The sequence below is a fragment of the Actinoplanes sp. NPDC051346 genome (genome assembly GCF_040682215.1).
Classification (GTDB): Bacteria; Actinomycetota; Actinomycetes; order Mycobacteriales; family Micromonosporaceae; genus Actinoplanes.
In genome coordinates, this window is record NZ_JBFBAJ010000005.1 from 172,374 (window position 1) to 190,000 (window position 17,627).

Consider the following 17,627-nt stretch of genomic DNA (forward strand, 5'->3'; position numbering starts at 1 on the left):
CGACGGCGCCTCGGGGAAACGGGCCTATTTATCAGGTTCGGCTTGACGACGCACGTCTTACACGCGTGTAATTTCGGGTGGGGTTGTGGAAAGAAGCGCCGCGAATCGCTTGTTTTCCGCAAGAAACACGCCGCGTGCGTGGGGGGTCAGCGCCGACATCACTGTCGGCGCGGAAAAGGAGGCACGCCGATGGAAGCGCAGGTAGAAGGAGTAGACCTGCTCGGGGACGCGCCCGAGTGGCAGGAGCGGGCGCTGTGCTCGCAGACCGATCCAGAGGCATTCTTCCCGGAGAAAGGCGGCTCGACCCGCGAGGCGAAGCGCATCTGCGGCCGCTGCGACGTCAAGGCGGAATGCCTCGAGTATGCCCTCGGCCACGACGAGCGCTTCGGCATCTGGGGTGGACTCTCCGAGCGCGAACGCCGCAAGCTCAAGCGTCGGGTGGCGTGATCGGCGGCTCTCGTTCGGACGCCGGGGGGTCGTCCTACGAGAGTTCGTCGGGATCGACGCCGAGCAGGTTGGCGACCTGTTCGATGATCACATCGTGGACGAGGTCGGCGAGGTCTTCGCGGTCCATCGCGCGGAATTCCAGCGGCCGCCGGTAGAGCACGATCCGCGGCGGCAGCTCCTGGCGGCCGGGCCGGCCCGGAAGCAGGCGGGCCAGCGGCACCTCGCCGTCCTCGAGCACGTCGGAGTCGTAGACGTTCAGATCAGGCGGGACGTCCTCGACCGCGAACTCCACGCCGGCCAGCTCCTTGGCGTACCGACGCTCCAGGCTTTCGACCGTGTCGAGCACGAGATCGTCGAAGATCTCCGCCTTGGTCCGGGCCAGGGGCACGGTGGCCGGCACGAGCCGCCCGCGCAGCCCACGCCCGTGCCGGTCACGGCGAGCGGGACGGCCGGGCCCGGGTGTGTGCGCGGGCCGGCCGGGATCGGATCCGGCCCGGCGGCGGTCGGGACTGGTGGTCACGCGGCCAGCCTAGCCCGCGAAATGCGTCGTACGTGGTCAGGCTGTGTCGGCCGCGTTTCGTCACCGGGAATTCGCCCCATTGGGACGGCGTGTCGGAGCGTCATGTCGAAATCGTGATGCATGGTGGATCGGCGTGTCGCGGCACCATCGGCCCCGCGCGAGCGCGCTTAGAGATAACGTGCCGCCGTGAGGTCCCCACGGCGCTGCTCCCGGAACGGCTGTCCCCGACAGGCGGTCGCCACCCTGACCTACGTCTATAACGACTCGACGGCCGTGGTGGGCCCGCTGGCCGCTTTCGCCGAGCCGCACACGTACGACCTTTGTGAACCCCACGCCCGCAGCCTCACCGCACCGCGCGGCTGGGAACTGGTGCGCCACGACGGGGACTTCGCGCCCCCGCCGCCCACCACGGACGACCTCGTCGCCCTGGCAGACGCCGTCCGCGAGGCAGCCCGCCCGGCCCCACCCCCGCGCCCGGAGGAACACGACAACCTCCCCGGCCACCAGACCGGCCGCCGCGGCCACCTGCGCGTCATCCCGCCCTCGCACTGATCCCCGCGCCGCCTGCGCTGACCCCCGCGCCGCCCTCGCACTGATCCCCGCGCAACCTGCACTGACTGTGGGGCTGGCCGGGTCGCCTTCCCGCCCTCGCGCTGGCTGCCGCGCCGCCTGCACTGATCCCCGCGTCGCCCTCCCGCCGTCGCGCTGAGCCCGGCTTGCCGGCCGAGCGCGCCCGGTCAGTGGCCGCGCTGAACCCCGAGCCTGGCTTGCAGAGCCGAGCCCGGTCACCCGCCGAGCTGAACCCCGAGCCCGGCCAACCAGCCGAGCCGAGCCCGATCACCCACCGGTGCCGCGCCCCTATGGCAGGGCGATGAGCTCGTAACGCTTCTTCAACCACGGAAGCAGCGTCTCGAAGGCGTCGATGGTGTCCGGCTGCCCGTTGTCATGGGCCAGCACGATCGCTCCCTTGCCGGTGTTCCGCTGCACCTCACGGATGATCTTCTCCCGGTGCGCGCCGGAGCTGCCCGAGGTGTGCTGCCAGTCTCGAGGGTCCACCTGCCAGTAGATCGACGCCATGCCCAGGTCGGCGGCCGCCTTGACGAATCTGGGTGTGAAGTTGCCGCCCGGCGCCCGCATGTACTTGATTTCCGCGTTCGGCACGGCGGCGAGCATGGCGTTGTTGGTCTTCTCCAGGTCGGCGCGGATCTTCTCCGGCTTCTTCCAACCTAGTTGCGTGTCGTGGTGCCAGGTGTGGTTGCAGAGCGCATGTCCCTCGGCGACGATCCGCCGTACGAGGTCGGGGTGCTTGATGGCCCGCATGCCGACCAGGCAGAAGGTCGCCTTGACATCGTTTTTCTTGAGCAGGTCGAGCAGTCTCGGCGTCTGCACCGGGTCGGGGCCGTCGTCAAATGTCAACGCCACCCCTTTCTGACCCGTCTGCATGTGGCTCTTCGCCGGCCCGCCGTGGTGCACCTTGCCGAGGTCTGGCGGTGTCTTCTTGCCGCCGGCTGGCGACCCAGTGCCCGGCGCCCCACCACCCGGCGCCCCACCACCCGGCGCTCCCGGGCCCGCCGGCGACCCCGAACTCGCCGGCGACCCCGGGCCGGCCGATGCCCCCGGGCCGGAGGGGGACACGGAGGCGGGCGGCTGCGCCGCGGCGGCGGCCCCGGCGGGTTCTCGACCGGCGCCACCGGCTGCGCCGCATCCGGCCAGTCCGACCAGCACCAGGCCGATCACCAACACCTTCGGGGTTCGCATCGCCATCACTCCGTCCACTCCGGGGAACTCGCTGATGGAAAGCAACTATGCTGCGGCGGCGCAAACCGGGACCAGCCATAGCGAAGGGCTGGCACACTTCGGGGAGATTCCCGACTCTTTCGATGACTGTCCGCCGCAGGGCGACTCCAAAGAGGAACGAAAGCCTCGATCGTGGCATGGGGGGCACGTGAACGGAGCAGACCCGAGCCGCTGGTCGAGCGTCGCGGCCGGCTGGGCCGAACTGTGGGGTGGTTTCGCCGAACCCGCCTGGCGTGCGGTCCTGGATGTCGCCGGGGCCCGCTCAGGCGTTCGGGTTCTCGACGTCGGGTGCGGCAGCGGTGACTTCCTGGCCTACTGCGGTCGGCTCGGCATGGTGACCGCGGGTATCGATCCCGCGCCGGGCATGGTCGAGCTGGCCCGGCGCGGCACGACCGACGTCCGGCTGGGCGGGGCGGAGAAGCTGCCCTGGAGCGACGCCTCCTTCGACCTCACGACGTCCTTCAACGCATTGCAGTTCGCGGAGGACACCGACGACGCCCTTGCCGAGATGATCCGGGTGACGGTGCCGGGCGGGTACGTCGCCGTGGCGAACTGGGCGGAAGCCTCGCGCAACGACCTCGACGCCGTCGAGCGGGCCCTGGACGACGGGCCCCCGCGGCCCGACGGCGACCTGCGGGTGCCCGGCGGTCTGGAGGAGCTGTTGACGGACGGCGGTCTCGTCGACGTGGTGGAGGCGCTCGCCGAGGTGCCATGGCATGCGAGCGACGACAAAACGCTCCTCCGGGGCGTGCTGCTGGGCGAGCACGAGGACACCGATCGAGCCGCCGCGCTGCTGCGCGAGGACGCCGATCGAGCCGCCGCGTTGGGCGAGGACGCCGATCGAGCCGCCGCGCTGGGCGAGTACGCCGATCGAGCCGCCGCGGTGCTCGCGGCGGCTCGTCCGTACCGAAAAATCGGTGGGGGTTATCGGCTCGTCAATCACTTCCGCTATGCGGTGGGGCGGAGAGCAGCCGGCTGCGGATGAGGAACCGCACGCCCTCCGGTGCTTCCAGGCTGAATCCGCTGCCGCGTCCCGGCACCACGTCCACCGTGAGATGGGTGTGTTTCCACGTCTCGAACTGGGCCGCACTCATCCAGAACGACACCGGCTCGTCCACCCCGTCGATGCGCAACTCTTCCAGCAGGATGTCGCTGGCACCCGTACGGAACTCGCCCTCGAGGTAGCACATCGGGGCGCTTCCGTCGCAGCAGCCGCCGGACTGGTGGAACATCAGCGGCCCGTGCCGCTCCCGCAGCGACCGGATCAACGCGGCCGCCGCGGGAGTCACGTCGACGCGGGCACCCATCAGAAGAAGCCCATGGCCTTGGGGGAGTAGCTGACCAGCAGGTTCTTGGTCTGCTGGTAGTGGTCGAGCATCATCTTGTGGTTCTCCCGGCCGATGCCCGACTGCTTGTATCCGCCGAAGGCGGCGTGCGCCGGATAGAGGTGGTAGCAGTTCGTCCACACCCGACCGGCCTTGATCTCGCGCCCCGCCCGGTATGCCAGGTTGATGTCGCGGGTCCAGACGCCGGCGCCGAGGCCGTAGAGGGTGTCGTTCGCCGTCTTGATGGCGTCCTCGTAGTCGGAGAACGACGTCACCGAGACGACCGGGCCGAAGATCTCCTCCTGGAAGACGCGCATCGTGTTGGTGCCCTCGAAGATCGTCGGCTGCACGTAGTAGCCGCCCGACAACTCGCCGCCGAGGTCCGACCGGCCCCCGCCGATGAGCACCTTCGCGCCCTCCTGGCGGCCGATGTCCAGGTAGGACAGGATCTTTTCCAGCTGGTCGTTCGACGCCTGGGCGCCGATCTGGGTGTCGGTGTCGAGCGGGTTGCCCTGCCGGAGGTTCTCGACGCGCTTGACGCCGGCGGCCAGGAAGTCCGAGTAGTGGCCCCGCTGGATCAGTGCCCGGGACGGGCAGGTGCAGACCTCGCCCTGGTTCAGCGCGAACATCGCGAAGCCCTCGAGCGCCTTGTCCATGAAGTCGTCGTCGGCGCGGCTCACGTCGTCGAAGAAGATGTTGGGGCTCTTGCCGCCGAGCTCCAGCGTCACCGGGATGATGTTCTCGGAGGCGTACTGCATGATCAGACGCCCGGTGGTGGTCTCGCCGGTGAACGCCACTTTGGCGACCCGGGGCGACGACGCCAGGGGCTTGCCCGCCTCCACCCCGAAGCCGTTGACGATGTTGACCACGCCCGGCGGCAGCAGGTCGGCGATCAGCGACATCAGGTAGTGGATCGAGGCCGGAGTCTGCTCGGCGGGCTTGAGCACGACGGCGTTTCCGGCGGCGAGCGCGGGCGCGAGCTTCCAGACGGCCATCAGGATCGGGAAATTCCACGGGATGATCTGCGCGACCACCCCGAGCGGCTCGTGGAAGTGGTAGGCGACGGTGTCGTCGTCGATCTCGCCCAGGGTGCCTTCCTGCGCCCGCAGCGCCCCCGCGAAGTAGCGGAAGTGATCGATCGCCAGCGGGATGTCGGCGGCCATGGTCTCGCGGACCGGCTTGCCGTTCTCCCAGGTCTCGGCGACCGCGAGCTGTTCCAGGTTCGCCTCCATCCGGTCGGCGATCTTGTTGAGGACGGTGGCGCGCTCGGCGGCCGACGTCCGGCCCCAGGCACCGGCCGCGCCATGGGCGGCGTCGAGCGCCCGTTCGACGTCGTCGGCGGTGCCGCGGGCGATCTCACAGAAGGTCTGCCCCGTCACCGGGGAGGGGTTCGGGAAATACTGGCCCTTGACGGGCGGCACATACTCGCCGCCGATCCAGTGGTCATACCGGGACTCGTAGGCGACGATCGCGCCGTCGGAACCGGGCGGGGAGTAGACAGTCATGGCGCACGACCTCCGTATCCGTGGGGACATGGCGGACGCTAATGAGCGGGACGTTGCACAGACGTTGCAAGCAGACGGGGCTTGCGCAGGCCGTATTCCTCGCTGAGGACCGCCACCCGGTTCTCGGCGAGCACGCGGGCGAGGGAGCGCGGTGGCAGGGTCGCGGCGTAGACCTCCCAGATCTCCAGGTCCTCGGCTCCCCAGGCGGTGTCGAGCCAGGCCTGGATCAGCCGCGCGTCGCCGGCGGCGAGGATCGCCGTGCGCAGGCGGGAGTCGATGAGGCGGCGGAGCCGAACCACGCCCGGCGCGTCCGAGGAGGGCAGCAGCGGTCCCGCATACGTCGCCAGCGCCTCCCTCAGACACCCACGATCCAGCAACCGGGTCACATCGAGAAAGTCCGCCGACGTCTCGCCGCGCAACCGGTAGGGACGCGAGTCCAGCACCTGCGGCCCCAGGATCCGGCGCAACCGCGACAGCTCCGCGCGTACCGTGACGGGATTGAGGTCGTCGCTGTAAAGATCGAAACCCAATTGCTCTCCGGTACGGCCCTCGGGGTGGACCAGAAGCAAACAGACGAGCTCAGAATGCCGGCGGCCGAGCCGCAGCTTGCGCCCACCGGCCGCCACCACGGCGTCTTCGCGCCCCAACACCGACACCGTGGTCGTCGCCGGCGCGGCGGCCGCCGACAGGGCACCCAGGCAGGCCTCGGCGGCGAGCGCGGTGGCCCGCACGAGCGCGAGGCTGTGCGGGTTGGCGAGGTGATCACCGCCGGTAACGTCGATGGCGCCGACCAGCCTGCCGGTCACCGGGTCGTGGATCGGCGCCGCCGCGCAGGTCCAGCGCTGCACCCCGCGGCTGAAGTGCTCGGTGGCGAAGATCTGAAGCGGATGGTCGACGGCGAGCGCGGTGCCCGGGGCATTCGTCCCGGCATGCGCCTCGTCCCAGCGGGCACCGGGCACGAAGTTCATCGACGCGGCCCCGCGCAGCACGGCGCCATGCCCCTCGACATAGAGCAGTCGGCCGTGCGCGTCACAGACCGCCATCAGGTGCTCTCCGTCGTCGGTGAGGCAGCCGAGCAGATCCCGGAAGAGCGGCAGCACCCGGGTCAGCGGATGGGCGGCCCGGTAAGCCTCCAACTCCCCGTCGCTCAGCTCGATGGGCGCGGTGGCGTCCGGGCTGAGCGCGGCGCCCGCCGAACGCCGCCACGAGTCGGCGACCACGGGACGCACCCGGCCGGCGGGCCCTTCCGAGAGCACGGACCGTCCGGTGATGAAACGCTCATGGGCGCGGCCGATCTCGGTGATCCGGGCGACCGGATCCGTGCCGAGGTCGAGGGCCAGCCAGGGATTGGACATTGACGCACCTCCAAGACCTCACCATCGTGGCCCTGGGCGTACCCGGAGGACAACCGGCAAAGATGTGCCTGTGGATAACCTCGGGGACGCTGTCCACAGGCCCGGCCGCGGGGACTTCGGCGGGCATAGGCTGACGGCGTGAACGCGACAGCTTTCTATGTGGCAGGCGCTCCGGCGCACGGCACCGGCGAGGTGACGGTGAGCCACCCGTGGGATGGCCGCACGGTCGGGCGCACCACCTGGGCCGACGACGACCAGGTCGAAGCCGCGGTCGCGGCGGCGGCCGGGGTCGCCGACGAGGCCGCGGGCCTGCCCGCCCACGTGCGCGCCGCCGCCCTCGACCACGTGTCGCGCCGGCTCGCCGAGCGCCGACAGGAGATCGCCGAGCTGATCACCGCGGAGAACGGCAAGCCGGTCAAGTGGGCACTGGTGGAGGCCGACCGGGCGGTCTCCGTGTTCCGCTGGGCCGCCGAGGAGGCCCGCCGGTTCGCCGGTGGCCTGCAACGCCTCGACACCGACCCCGGCGGCGTCGGCCGCATGGCGGTGGTCAAGCGAGTCCCACGCGGTCCGGTGCTCGGCATCTCGCCGTTCAACTTTCCGCTCAACCTGGTCGCCCACAAGATCGCCCCGGCGCTCGCGGTCGGCGCGCCGATCGTGCTCAAGCCCGCCCCGGCCACCCCGCTGACCGCCCTGCTGCTCGGCTCGATCCTCGCGGAGACCGACCTGCCTACCGGCATGTTCTCCGTGCTGCCGCTGCCCAACGACCGCGCCTCCGGCCTGGTCGCCGACCCCCGGCTGCCGATCGTGTCGTTCACCGGCTCGGGCCCGGTCGGCGCGCGGATCCGTCGCGCCGCCCCGGAGAAGCACGTCACCCTCGAGCTCGGCGGCAACGCGGCGGTGCTGGTCTGCGGCGACTACGGCGACGATGACGACCTCGACCGGGCCGCCGGGCGCATCGCCACCTTCGGCACCTATCAGGCCGGCCAGAGCTGCATCGCGGTCCAGCGCGTGTATGTGCACCAGGGCCTGGACCTGCTGCCCCGGCTCACGAGGGCGATGGAGGCGCTGCGCACCGGCGACCCGGCCGACCCGTCGGTCGAGGTGGGACCGATGATCAGCGAGGATGCGGCCCGCCGCGTCGAGTCATGGGTCGACGAGGCGGTGGCGGCCGGCGCCACGCTGGTCACCGGCGGCAAGCGCGACGGCACCACCTACCCGCCGACAATCCTGACCGATGTTCCGGCCGACGCCAAGGTCGTCGCCGAAGAGGTCTTCGGCCCGGTCGTGGTGGTCTCGGAGGTCCCGTCCGACGAGGCCGGCTTCGCCGCCATCAACGACTCCGCATACGGACTGCAAGCCGGCGTCTTCACCCACGACATCCAGACGGCCTTCGCCGCACACCGCCACCTCAAGGTCGGCGGCGTGATCGTGGGCGACGTGCCGTCCTACCGTGCGGACCAGATGCCATACGGAGGCGTGAAGCACAGCGGCGTGGGCCGCGAGGGCATCGCGAGCGCCATGGAGGACTACACCGAGCCCCGCGTCATGGTGCTCACCGGGATCGAGCTTTGAGCGCCTCACCCGCCGCCCGGCCGTTGGGCGCGTCGCGTTCGAGCGCCGGGTCTGCCGCCGGGCCGTTGGGCGCGTCGCGTTCGAGCGCTCCGCCCGCCGGGTCGCTGGGCGCTTGGCCGCGAACGGAGCAGGAAGCCCTGGCTGTCCAGGACGCTCTGCGTTCGCAGTTGGTCATCGGTGGCGGTCCGGTCCGGCCGGCGACCGTCGCCGGGCTTGACGTGGCCTATCACGAGGACGGGGAGCGGCTCGCCGCCGCCGTGGTCGTGCTCGACACCGCCGACCTGAGCGTTCGCGACACGGCGGTGGTCCGCGGCGGGGCGGCATTCCCATATGTGCCAGGCCTGTTCGCCTTCCGCGAGATCCCGGCGCTGCTCGAGGCGCTCGGGAAGCTGACGGTGCGGCCGGAGGTGCTGGTCTGTGACGGGCACGGGCTGGCGCACCCGCGGCGCTTCGGCCTGGCCTGCCACCTGGGGGTGCTGACCGGACTGCCGTCGTTCGGGGTGGGGAAGACGCCGCTGATCGGGTCGTGGGATCAGCCGGGCGAGGAGCGCGGCGCGCGCGCCGACCTCGTCGACGACGGGGAGACGGTCGGGGCGGTGCTGCGGACGCGCGCAGGTGTGAAACCGGTCTTCGTCTCTGTCGGACATCGGATGGATCTCGACGGCGCGTGCGACCTGACGCTGCGCCTCGCCTCCCGCTTCCGGCTGCCCGAAACCACCCGGCTCGCTGACCGCGCCTGCCGCGACGGCCTCCGGTGATCTCACCAGACGGTGACGCCCGGGCGAATGCGGCCTGGCCGGGACCCACGCTCCGTTACTCTCGGCGGGACGGAACTCGGCCGAGGGGTGTGTGTTGACTGACCTGTCCCAGCTCGTGAAGGCGTACGACGTGCGTGGCGTCGTGCCCGACCAGCTCAACGAGACCGTGGCCCGGGCGTTGGGCACGGCCTTCGTGGAGATGCTGCGGGAGTCCGGCGATGACGCTGACAAGATCGTCATCGCGCACGACATGCGCGAGACCGGGCCGGCCCTGGCGGCCGCGTTCGCCATGGGCGCGAATTCCGCCGGGTCTGCTGTCGTCCACATCGGCCTCGCCTCCACCGACCAGCTCTACTACGCCTCCGGGTCGCTCGGCCTGCCTGGCGCCATGTTCACCGCCAGCCACAACCCGGCGCAGTACAACGGCATCAAACTGTGCCGTCCGGGCGCCAAGCCGGTCGGACAGGACAGTGGCCTGGCCATCGTCCGGATGCGCGCCGAGGAACTGCTCGGCGACCTCGACGCGGTCGCCGGGATGCCGTCGCGGGTCGAGCACGTGGGCCTGCTCGAGGGCTACGCGAAGCACCTGCGCTCGCTGGTCGATCTGAGCCAGGTCCGCCCGCTGAAGGTGGTCGTGGACGCGGGCAACGGCATGGGCGGCTTGACGGTCCCGGCGGTGCTGGGCGACCAGCTGCTCCCGGCGCTGCCGCTGGAGATCGTGTCGATGTACTTCGAGCTGGACGGCTCGTTCCCCAACCACGAGGCCAACCCGCTGGACCCGGCCAATCTCGTCGACCTGCAGGCCGCGGTCCGCGAGCACGGCGCCGACATCGGGCTGGCGTTCGACGGTGACGCCGACCGCTGCTTCGTCGTGGACGAGCACGGCGACCCGGTCTCGCCCTCCGCGATCACCGCCCTGGTGGCGCGCCGTGAACTGAAGCGGTTCCCGGGCGCCACGGTGATCCACAACCTGATCACCTCGGCGGCGGTGCCCGAGATCATCACCGAGTGCGGCGGCAAGCCGGTTCGCAGTCGGGTCGGCCACTCGTTCATCAAGGCCGAGATGGCCCGCACCGACGCGGTATTCGGCGGCGAACACTCCGCGCACTACTACTTCCGCGAGTTCTGGTTCGCCGACACCGGCATGCTCGCCGCGATGCACGTGCTGGCCGCTCTGGGCGGCCAGCAGGAGCCGCTGTCACAGTTCGCGGCCGAATACGAGCGCTACTCCGCCTCCGGTGAGATCAACTCCACCGTGGCGGACGCCACAGCCAAGATCGCCGAGGTGCGCGCGGCCTTCCCGGACGCCACCTTCGACGACCTCGATGGCATGACCGTGCAGCTAGGCGACGGTGCCTGGTTCAACCTGCGAGCCTCCAACACCGAGCCGCTCCTGCGCCTCAACGTCGAAGCGCCGAAGCCGGACCGGATGGCCGTCCTCCGCGACGAAGTGCTCGCCATCGTCCGCGGCTAGTATCACCGGGTCCGCGAAAACACCCGCACCCCGCAAGGAGCCGTTCGGTGGCCCTCGATCCGCACCTGCTGGACATCCTGGCCTGCCCGGACACGCACCACGCGCCGCTGACCCACGACGCGGCCGCGCAGACGCTGACCTGCACCGAATGCGGCCGCGTCTTCGAGGTGCGCGACGACATCCCGGTGCTCCTGCTGGACGAGGCCCGCCCCGGCTCCAAACCCACCGCCGGGGCGGATCCCGCCTCAGCCTGAGGCGCTGCCGTCGGGTCAGCTTGCGGGTCCGCCTGCCTCAGCCTGAGGCGCTGCCGTCGGGTCAGCTCGCGGGTCCGCCTGCCTCAGCCTGAGGCGCTGCCGCCGGGCCAGCTCGCGGGTCGGTCATTCCTCCGCCTGAGCCGCTTGCGATCGGGCCTGCTTGATGGTCGGCTGCCTTCGGCCGGATCCGCTGCTGGCCGCGCCTGCTGCCGCGGTAGGGGCCTGCGGCTCGGCGTGACGGCGAGTCCGGCTGCTGGAGGTGGGGCTTGGCTGTTGGCCGGGCCTGATCGCGGAGCGGCCTGCTGCCGGCTGTCTCAGCTACCAGCCAGTCCTGCTGCTGGGTCGGCCTGCTGCTGGGTGGGTCTGTTTCGGGAGGGACCGTTTCGGCCTGACCCGTACTGGGCAGGGTCGTTTCGGTCGGTGCCGCTAGTGGGCGGGTCGTTTCCCGGCGTGACCGGCATGGGTATGGGGCTACAGCGCCTGTGCGGTGGCCGAGGCCGTCCACGGTTAGGATCACCTGGTCCGAAATGAAAGCCCGTGTACGAGAAGGAGCCGCTCGGTGGCCCTCGATCCGCAGTCGCCGGACCTGCCGGCCAGTCCGGACCTCCGGCATCCGTCGCTCGGTCACGCCTCCGCGCTCACGCCGGCCGGTATGGCCGCGCCGGCGTCGGCTCGCATGACCGTGTTGCCGGGCGCCGCCGAGCAGGGTGGAGAGGTGGCCTGATGGCAAGCCCCGAAGACGGCACAGCCGGACTGACCGGGCGTCGCGTCGCCGACGACTCGCTGCTCGAGGACGAGAAGGCGATGCTCGGCAACGATCCGGGCGGGATGTTGCGCGCCACGGCCTCCGCGGGGGCTCAGGTTCGGGAGTCGGCGGCGTTGAGTGCCGAGGCCAATCTGAGCGTGCTCGCCGACGAGGGGCGGCCGCGCGCGGTTGTCGTCGCAGGCATCGGCACGGCCGGGCTGACCGGCAACATTCTGGCCACGGTCGCGGGTCATCGCTGCCCCGTACCGGTCATCGGACACCGCAGCGCGGGCGTGCCCGGCTGGGTGGGCGCGGCCGACGTGGTCATCGCCGTTTCCGCCTCCGGCCGTAGCCCCGAGGCGCTGGCGGCGGCCGATGCCGCTGCCCGCCGGGGCGCCCGGCTCGTCGCGATCGGCAATCCCGACTCGGAGTTGCAGGCGATCGCCGAGCGGGCCCGGGCTCCGTTTATTCCGGTGCCGCGGCGCGCGCCCGCCCGGGCCAGCCTGTGGGGCCTGGCCGTGCCGGTGCTGCTCGCCGCCCGCAGCCTTGGCCTGGTCAAGGTCAACGAGGCCGATCTCGCCGAGACCGCGGCCCGCCTCGACGCCGACGCCGAGCGCTGCCGTCCGGGCGCCGAATCGTTCGTCAACCCGGCCAAGTCGCTCGCCCTCGACCTTGCCGGCTCGGTGCCGATCGTGTGGGGCTCGTCCCCGCTCGCCACGGTCGCCGCCCGGCGCTTCGCCGACACGCTCGCGGCGAACGCCCGCTACCCGGTGATGGCCGGCGCGCTGGGCGAGGCCGGACGGGGGCGCGTCGGCCTGCTCGACGGCCCGTTCGGCGGGCTGGCGGAGTCGTCGCGCGACATTTTCGCCGACCTCGACGACGACGACAACAACGAGAGCACCCGGCTGCGTCTGGTCGTCATGCGCGACGGCGGCCTCAACCCGCAGGACGAGGCGGACGAGCCGGTCGCCGTCGAGGAGCGTCGGGCGGACGCCGTCCAGGTCCTCGCCGAGCGCCGCGGCGTGCGCTGCGACGTAGTGACCGCCGAGGGCGGTTCCGCGCTGGAGCGGCTCGCCTCGCTGGTGGCGGTGCCGGACTTCGCGTCGATCTATCTGGCGCTTGCCCACGGCCTGGACCCGATGGCGGTTCCGGCGATCAACGAGATGAAGGAACTGAGCAACCCCATGCCGGAAGGAATGCAGTGAGCGCCGAAGGCGGAACCAAGGCGATCGTCGCGGCACTGCTCGCGAACCTCGGTATCGCTGTGACCAAGTTCGTCGCGTTCATCCTGACGGGCTCGTCCTCGATGCTCGCCGAGTCGATCCACTCGGTCGCCGACTCCGGCAACCAGGGGCTGCTGCTGTTGGGCGGTAAACGCTCACGGCGCAAAGCCACCCCCCAACACCCTTTCGGGTACGGGCGGGACCGCTACATCTACGCCTTCATCGTCTCGATCGTGCTGTTCAGCATCGGCGGCCTGTTCGCTCTCTACGAGGGCTACCACAAGTGGAGCCACCCGGAGCCCATCATCAAGTACCAGTGGGTGCCGGTCGCGGTCCTGGTCATCGCGATCGTGCTGGAGAGCTTCTCGTTCCGCACCGCCATCGTCGAGTCCAACCGGGTGCGCGGCAACACGCCCTGGATCACGTTCATCCGCCGCGCCAAGGCCCCCGAGCTCCCCGTGGTGTTGCTGGAGGACCTGGGCGCGCTGGTCGGACTGGTCCTGGCGCTGATCGGTGTCGGCATGACCCTGATCACCGGCCTCGGACGCTGGGACGCCGCCGGCACCTTCGCGATCGGCATTCTTCTCGTGGCCATCGCGATCATCCTGGCGATCGAGACCAAGAGCCTGCTGCTGGGCGAGGGCGCGACCCCCGAGGACGTCCGGGCCATCGAGCAGGCGCTGCTGGCGGGCAGCGGGGTCGAGCGCATCATCCATATGAAGACGCTCTACCTGGGACCCGAGGAGTTGCTCGTGGCGGCGAAGATCGCCGTGCCGAGGTCGGAGCATGCCGCGGAGGTGGCGGCGCACATCGACCAGGCGGAGACCCGCATCCGCCAGGCCCTGCCGATCGCCCGGGTGATCTACCTGGAGCCGGACATCTACCGCCCGAACGCGGCGGCATCCTCCACGGACGCCACCGCCGAACGAGCGCCGGCGTAACGCATCACCGGTCGCTGCCCTGAAAGCGGCGCTGGCGGAAGGACGCGGCCGGTGACTGCCCGTGGGTGGTGCTGGCGGAAGGACGCGGCCGGTGACTGCCCGTGGGTGGTGCTGGCGGAAGGACGCGGCCGGTGACTGCCCGTGGGTGGTGCTGGTGCAAGGACGCGCCGGTGGCTGCCGTGGGTGGTGCGCCGCAAGGACGTGGCCAGTAACTGCCCGTGGGGGTGGTGCTGGTGCAAGGACGTGCCGGTGGCCGCCGTGGAGGCGGCGACGGTGAACGACAATCGCCGGCTGCGGCTGCGGCTGCGCGGCGGCGGTATCGGGGTAACGACGATGTCGCGGGACGCGGCCGGGGAGCTGGCGTCGGGTGACTACTCATCATCGGGGGTTGACTGTGGCTGCTGTACTTCCGCTGACCGGGGTTATCCGGCCCTACGCCTGGGGCTCGCAGACGTCGATCGCCGAGCTGCAGGGTCGGCCGGTGCCCAGCCCCACCCCGGAGGCCGAGCTGTGGCTCGGCGCTCACCCCGGTGACCCGTCGACGGTCATCGGGGCCGACGGGCCGGTCAGCCTCGCGGCGCTCATCGCCAGCGACCCGAAGGGCCAGTTGGGTGCCGAGGTCGCCGGCGAGTTCGGGGTACGGCTGCCGTACCTGATGAAGGTGCTCGCCGCGGGCAGCCCGCTGTCGTTGCAGGCGCACCCGGACGCCGACTATGCCCGTCGGGCGTTCGCCGCGCAGGAGGCCGACCCGGATGCGCCGAAGAACTACACCGACGCCCACCACAAGCCCGAGATGCTGGTGGCCCTGACGCCGTTCGAGGCGCTGTGCGGCTTCCGTGACCCCGGCGAGTCGGCGGCCGCACTCGAAGCGCTGGGCATCGACCGGCTGGTGCCGGTGCTGGAGGCGCTGCGCAAGGGTGCGCCCGGCCTCGCAGACGCGGTCCGTACCCTGCTGACCTGGCCGGCCGACGACCGCGCGGCGCTGATCGACGAGGCGGTCGCCGCCGGGACGTCGGCGCTGGCCACCAGGCTCGCGAGCCACTACCCGGGGGATCCGGGCGTGCTGGTCGCGCTGCTGCTGCACCACGTGAGGTTGGAGCCCGGCGAGGCCATCTGGATGCCGGCGGGCAACCTGCACGCCTACGTCGAGGGAACCGGCATCGAGCTCATGGCGGCCAGCGACAACGTTCTGCGCGGGGGCCTGACGCCGAAGCGGGTGGACGTCGACGAGTTGCTGCGGGTGCTGCGCTTCGAGGTGCTGCACGACCCGATCCTGCCGGCGACCGAACTGGTGCCCGGCGTGGTGACCTGGAAGGTGCCGGTCCGCGAATTCGCCCTCTACCGGATCGACCTGGGCCCGGTCACGCCGCCGGTGCGCCTGCCGGGGGAGGGGCCCCGCATCGTCCTGGGCACCCGAGGCGACGTGTACGTGGCCGAGGCGGTCGACGGCACGCCGGTCGAGATCACCGCGGGAACGGCGGCGTACGTCCCGGCGGACACCGGCCCGGCGACGCTCGCCGGTGTAGGGCAGGCCTTCGTGGCCGCCGTCGCTTCCTGATTAGCGCTCTCGGCTGACGTCTCGGTGGTATGTCAGCTCACTCACTGAAAGACAAAACGGGAAATTTCAGGATTTGCTTGACACGGGTGTGTGCGGAGTGTGAATCTATAACCACGCAGCGTCATTGGTGATCGGGGGGTCCCACGACGCGCGCGGTACCAAACCGGGGGGATGAACGGGGCGGCAGGTCTTTGACCTGTCGCCCCGTTCGCTGTGCCGCGAAGTCTCGCAGAGGATCCACCCCGGGCTGCCAAGTCACGTGTTGCCATGCCGGTTGGCGTTGGGGTCGCAGGTTCCGTTGCGGGCCGTGAAAGCAGCGTGTTGCCGCGCCGGCTGGCGTAGGGGTCGAAGGATCCGTCCGGGACCGTGAAAGCCGCGTTTTCGCCACGCCGGTCGGGGGAGGTGACGTCGGGCGTCGGCTTGGGGTAGCGGGTCGCCGGGGTGGCCGTGGGTCACTGTCCCGCCGTCGCAGGGTCGGCGTGGGTCACTGTCGTGGGTGGTTGCGGCGGCGGCGCACCGGGTTGGCCGTGGACCACTGTCATGGGGTGGTGCGGTTGGGGAGTTTGTGCCCGTACCTGGAAAGGTCTGGTTTGTATTAGCGCAACCACCCACCACCCGGACAAATGCCGCGCGTAAAGTGGAACGCTGCGAAGCCACCTTCAGCATCAGGAGCATGATGACCAGCACGCGCCCCACGTCCGTGGCCGAGGGCGACTACAAGGTCGCCGATCTGTCGCTTGCCGCGTTCGGCCGCAAGGAGATCGAGCTCGCCGAGCATGAGATGCCCGGCTTGATGTCGCTGCGCAAGGAATACGGCCCGAGTCAGCCGCTGCGCGGCGCGCGGGTGACCGGTTCGCTGCACATGACCATCCAGACCGCTGTCCTCATCGAGACGCTCACCGCGTTGGGTGCCGAGGTGCGCTGGGCGTCATGCAACATCTTCTCGACGCAGGACCATGCCGCCGCCGCGATCGTCGTCGGGCCGAACGGCACGCCGGAGAGTCCGGGCGGGGTGCCCGTCTATGCCTGGAAGGGCGAGACGCTGGAGGAATACTGGTGGTGCACCGAACAGGTGCTGCTGTGGCCCGACGGCGAGGGTCCCAACATGATTCTCGACGACGGCGGTGACGCCACGCTGCTGGTGCACAAGGGTGCCGAGTTCGAGAAGCTGGGTGCCGTTCCGTCCGCCGGCAAGGCCGATTCCGAGGAGTACGCGGTCATTCTCGGCGTCCTGGCCCGGTCGCTCAAGGAGGACGACCGCCGCTGGACGCGCGTCGCGGCCGGCATCAAGGGTGTCACCGAGGAGACCACGACGGGCGTGCACCGGCTCTACGAGATGCAGCAGAACGGCACGCTGCTCTTCCCGGCGATCAACGTCAACGACTCGGTGACCAAGAGCAAGTTCGACAACAAGTACGGCTGTCGCCACTCCCTGATCGACGGGATCAACCGGGCCACCGACGTGCTCATCGGCGGCAAGGTGGCGGTCGTCTTCGGGTACGGCGACGTCGGCAAGGGCTGCGCCGAGTCGCTGCGTGGCCAGGGCGCCCGGGTGATCGTGACCGAGGTCGACCCGATCTGCGCGTTGCAGGCCGCGATGGACGGATATCAGGTCGCCACGATGGACGACGTCGTCGAGACGGCCGACATTTTCATCACCGCGACCGGCTGCTTCGACGTGATCACCAGCGATCACATGGCGCGGATGAAGCACCAGGCGATCGTGGGCAACATCGGCCACTTCGACAACGAGATCGACATGGCGGGCCTGGCGAAGCGCAAGGATGTCACGCGGGTCAATGTCAAGCCGCAGGTCGACGAGTGGCGGTTCGCCGACGGTCACTCGGTGATCGTGCTCTCCGAGGGCCGACTGTTGAACCTGGGCAACGCCACCGGCCATCCGTCGTTCGTGATGAGCAACAGCTTCTCCAACCAGACGATCGCGCAGATCGAGCTGTTCACCCGCACCGAGGACTATCCGATCGGCGTGTACGTGTTGCCGAAGCACCTGGACGAGAAGGTCGCCCGCCTGCATCTGACCGCGCTCGGGGTCAAGCTCACCGAGCTGTCGAAGGAGCAGGCCTCCTATTTGGGCGTCGCGGTCGAGGGCCCGTACAAGCCCGATCACTACCGGTACTGATCCTCAGAAGACG

The 17,627-nt window shown here is 70.4% G+C and carries 17 protein-coding genes; 12 read left to right on the forward strand and 5 right to left on the reverse strand.

The window, feature by feature from the left end; translation table 11 throughout:
- The first annotated feature begins 189 nt into the window (after window positions 1-189).
- Window positions 190-447, forward strand: a complete 258-nt coding sequence (locus AB0M36_RS14850) for a WhiB family transcriptional regulator (RefSeq protein ID WP_015619224.1) — start codon at window positions 190-192, stop codon at window positions 445-447.
- Between the two features lie 34 nt (window positions 448-481).
- Here the strand turns inward: AB0M36_RS14850 and AB0M36_RS14855 are convergent, their stop codons facing one another.
- Entirely contained in the window at window positions 482-847 is a 366-nt protein-coding gene (locus tag AB0M36_RS14855) for a metallopeptidase family protein (protein ID WP_184999260.1), read from the reverse strand.
- Window positions 848-1,153: 306 nt separating this feature from the next.
- Between AB0M36_RS14855 and AB0M36_RS14860 the strand changes: the two genes are divergently transcribed.
- A complete protein-coding gene (locus AB0M36_RS14860; protein WP_364157017.1) occupies window positions 1,154-1,519 on the forward strand; it encodes a DUF3499 domain-containing protein in 366 nt (121 codons plus the stop codon).
- Between the two features lie 306 nt (window positions 1,520-1,825).
- Here the strand turns inward: AB0M36_RS14860 and AB0M36_RS14865 are convergent, their stop codons facing one another.
- Window positions 1,826-2,725 (reverse strand): polysaccharide deacetylase family protein, encoded by a 900-nt coding sequence (locus tag AB0M36_RS14865; protein WP_364157020.1) that lies wholly within the window; start codon window positions 2,723-2,725, stop codon window positions 1,826-1,828.
- A 187-nt stretch (window positions 2,726-2,912) separates the two neighbouring features.
- Here AB0M36_RS14865 and AB0M36_RS14870 point away from each other — a divergent pair, with 187 nt between their 5' ends.
- Window positions 2,913-3,749: a methyltransferase domain-containing protein gene (locus AB0M36_RS14870; protein WP_364157022.1), complete on the forward strand. Its 837-nt coding sequence runs from the start codon at window positions 2,913-2,915 to the stop codon at window positions 3,747-3,749.
- On the opposite strand, the gene AB0M36_RS14875 is transcribed toward AB0M36_RS14870, so the two are convergent.
- The 3 genes from AB0M36_RS14875 to AB0M36_RS14885 are packed head-to-tail and all read right to left on the reverse strand — an operon-like array spanning window position 3,700 to window position 6,949.
- Window positions 3,700-4,071 carry a DUF779 domain-containing protein gene (locus AB0M36_RS14875; RefSeq protein ID WP_364157024.1) on the reverse strand — a complete coding sequence of 124 codons (372 nt, stop codon included), beginning with the start codon at window positions 4,069-4,071 and terminating at the stop codon, window positions 3,700-3,702. The two genes, AB0M36_RS14870 and AB0M36_RS14875, sit on opposite strands and share 50 nt — an antisense overlap.
- A complete protein-coding gene (gene adh, locus AB0M36_RS14880; RefSeq protein WP_364157025.1) occupies window positions 4,071-5,594 on the reverse strand; it encodes an aldehyde dehydrogenase in 1,524 nt (507 codons plus the stop codon). Before adh ends, AB0M36_RS14875 begins: the two co-directional genes overlap by 1 nt.
- A gap of 38 nt (window positions 5,595-5,632) precedes the next feature.
- Window positions 5,633-6,949 carry a GAF domain-containing protein gene (locus AB0M36_RS14885; RefSeq protein ID WP_364157027.1) on the reverse strand — a complete coding sequence of 439 codons (1,317 nt, stop codon included), beginning with the start codon at window positions 6,947-6,949 and terminating at the stop codon, window positions 5,633-5,635.
- 138 nt (window positions 6,950-7,087) lie between these two features.
- Between AB0M36_RS14885 and AB0M36_RS14890 the strand changes: the two genes are divergently transcribed.
- The 9 genes from AB0M36_RS14890 (at window position 7,088) to ahcY (ending at window position 17,614) form a co-directional block, all read left to right on the forward strand.
- Window positions 7,088-8,521, forward strand: coding sequence for an aldehyde dehydrogenase family protein (locus AB0M36_RS14890; protein WP_364157030.1), 1,434 nt, complete (start codon window positions 7,088-7,090; stop codon window positions 8,519-8,521).
- Window positions 8,522-8,625: 104 nt separating this feature from the next.
- Window positions 8,626-9,279 carry a deoxyribonuclease V gene (gene nfi / locus AB0M36_RS14895; protein ID WP_364157758.1) on the forward strand — a complete coding sequence of 218 codons (654 nt, stop codon included), beginning with the start codon at window positions 8,626-8,628 and terminating at the stop codon, window positions 9,277-9,279.
- A 94-nt stretch (window positions 9,280-9,373) separates the two neighbouring features.
- Entirely contained in the window at window positions 9,374-10,753 is a 1,380-nt protein-coding gene (locus AB0M36_RS14900; RefSeq protein WP_364157033.1) for a phosphomannomutase/phosphoglucomutase, read from the forward strand.
- 47 nt (window positions 10,754-10,800) lie between these two features.
- A complete protein-coding gene (locus AB0M36_RS14905; protein ID WP_364157035.1) occupies window positions 10,801-11,007 on the forward strand; it encodes a Trm112 family protein in 207 nt (68 codons plus the stop codon).
- 559 nt (window positions 11,008-11,566) lie between these two features.
- Complete coding sequence (locus AB0M36_RS14910) at window positions 11,567-11,731, forward strand: hypothetical protein (RefSeq protein WP_364157038.1); 165 nt, start codon at window positions 11,567-11,569, stop codon at window positions 11,729-11,731.
- Window positions 11,731-12,957, forward strand: coding sequence for an SIS domain-containing protein (locus AB0M36_RS14915; protein WP_364157041.1), 1,227 nt, complete (start codon window positions 11,731-11,733; stop codon window positions 12,955-12,957). The genes AB0M36_RS14910 and AB0M36_RS14915 overlap by 1 nt, the downstream gene beginning before the upstream one ends.
- Window positions 12,954-13,916, forward strand: coding sequence for a cation diffusion facilitator family transporter (locus AB0M36_RS14920; protein ID WP_364157044.1), 963 nt, complete (start codon window positions 12,954-12,956; stop codon window positions 13,914-13,916). The genes AB0M36_RS14915 and AB0M36_RS14920 overlap by 4 nt, the downstream gene beginning before the upstream one ends.
- 394 nt (window positions 13,917-14,310) lie before the next feature.
- Entirely contained in the window at window positions 14,311-15,474 is a 1,164-nt protein-coding gene (gene manA / locus AB0M36_RS14925; protein ID WP_364157761.1) for a mannose-6-phosphate isomerase, class I, read from the forward strand.
- A gap of 673 nt (window positions 15,475-16,147) precedes the next feature.
- Window positions 16,148-17,614 carry an adenosylhomocysteinase gene (gene ahcY / locus AB0M36_RS14930; RefSeq protein WP_364157047.1) on the forward strand — a complete coding sequence of 489 codons (1,467 nt, stop codon included), beginning with the start codon at window positions 16,148-16,150 and terminating at the stop codon, window positions 17,612-17,614.
- The last annotated feature ends 13 nt before the right edge of the window (window positions 17,615-17,627 follow it).

What these genes read in the sequence shown, in the direction of transcription:
- AB0M36_RS14850 (WP_015619224.1), top strand. Translation starts at nt 190, where the DNA reads ATGGAAGCGCAGGTAGAAGGAGTAGACCTGCTCGGGGACGCGCCCGAG.
- AB0M36_RS14865 (WP_364157020.1), bottom strand. Translation starts at nt 2,725, where the DNA reads ATGCGAACCCCGAAGGTGTTGGTGATCGGCCTGGTGCTGGTCGGACTG.
- AB0M36_RS14875 (WP_364157024.1), bottom strand. Translation starts at nt 4,071, where the DNA reads ATGGGTGCCCGCGTCGACGTGACTCCCGCGGCGGCCGCGTTGATCCGG.
- adh (WP_364157025.1), bottom strand. Translation starts at nt 5,594, where the DNA reads ATGACTGTCTACTCCCCGCCCGGTTCCGACGGCGCGATCGTCGCCTAC.
- AB0M36_RS14885 (WP_364157027.1), bottom strand. Translation starts at nt 6,949, where the DNA reads ATGTCCAATCCCTGGCTGGCCCTCGACCTCGGCACGGATCCGGTCGCC.
- AB0M36_RS14915 (WP_364157041.1), top strand. Translation starts at nt 11,731, where the DNA reads ATGGCAAGCCCCGAAGACGGCACAGCCGGACTGACCGGGCGTCGCGTC.
- ahcY (WP_364157047.1), top strand. Translation starts at nt 16,148, where the DNA reads ATGATGACCAGCACGCGCCCCACGTCCGTGGCCGAGGGCGACTACAAG.